The following is a 1,234-nucleotide window of genomic DNA, read 5'->3' on the forward strand; positions in this document are numbered from 1 at the left end:
CCCCGGGGGACGCGGTACGGCTCGGTGACGCGGGGCCCGACGCGCTGGCCGCCGCCGCGCGGCGCGTCGCCCAGGAACTCGGTGGGCTCGACGCGGCGCGCCGCGCGGAACGCCGGATCGCCGACATCGCCCGCGAACGCGCCCGCATCGACCGCGAGGAGCGTGTCGACGCCGACCTGGCACAGGAGACCGCGAGCTGGCTCGACGCCTGGGACGCGACCCGTGCCGCCCTCCAGGACCGCGTCGACACCGCCCAGGAGGCCGCCACCCGGGCCGAGCACCTGGCGGGACAGCTCGAAGCGGCACAGCGGCAGGCCGCGGCCGCCGTCGAACGGGACCGGCTCACCGAGCGGGCCGACGCCGCCCGCGCCACGGCCCTGCGCGCCCGCGAGGCCACGGCCACGGCGCACGAGCACTGGCTCACCCTCAAGGAACAGCGCCTGCGCGGCATCGCCGCCGAACTCGCCGAGAGCCTGGCCGACGGCGAACCCTGCACCGTGTGCGGCGCCACCGAACACCCCGCCCCGATGCGGAAGTCCGCCGGACACGTCGACCGGGCGGCGGAGGAACGCGCCCTCGCCGCCTACCGGTCCGCCGACGAACACCGCGCGCAGACCGAGCGCGCCCTGGCCGCCGTCCGCGAGAATCTGGCCGCGGCGACCGCCGCCGCGGGAGACGGAACCACCGGGCAACTCGCCGAGGCGGCACGTGAACTGAGACACCGACACGCCGAGGCTCGCACGGCTGCCTCCGCGCTCCACGCGGCCCGCGAGCGCCTGGCCACCGCCCAGAGCGAACACGACCGCAGGGTCGCCGTCCGCCAGGAGGCCGCCACCCGCAGCGCCGCCCGCGCCTCCCTCCGTGACGCTCTGGACCGCGAACAAGCCGGTCTCGAAGGCGAGTTGACGCATGCGCGCGGCGCCGCCGGGTCCGTCGAAGCGCGTGCGGCGCAGTTGGAGCGCCGCGCCGCCCTGCTCACGGCCGCCGCGGACGCGGCCCGCGCCGTCGAGGACACCGCACAGCGCCTCAAGGACGCGGACGCGCGACTCGCCGACGCCGCCTTCCGGGCCGGCTTCGACACGCCGAGGGAGGCGGCCGCCGCCCTCCTCGCTCCCGAGGACCACCGCGCCCTGCAACACCGCCTGGACGCCTGGCAGTCGGAGCGGGCCGCGGTCGACGCCGTGTTGGCCGAGGAGGACACGGCGGCAGCGGCGGCCCGGCCTCAGATCGGAAG

The 1,234-nt window shown here is 77.9% G+C and carries 1 pseudogene; it reads left to right on the forward strand.

Annotated elements, in window-relative coordinates:
- Positions 1–1,234 (forward strand): annotated as a pseudogene (locus OFY01_RS17155) (AAA family ATPase); the annotation flags it as partial.

It is taken from the genome of Streptomyces beihaiensis (assembly GCF_026274175.1).
GTDB classification, from domain to species: domain Bacteria; phylum Actinomycetota; class Actinomycetes; order Streptomycetales; family Streptomycetaceae; genus Streptomyces; species Streptomyces beihaiensis.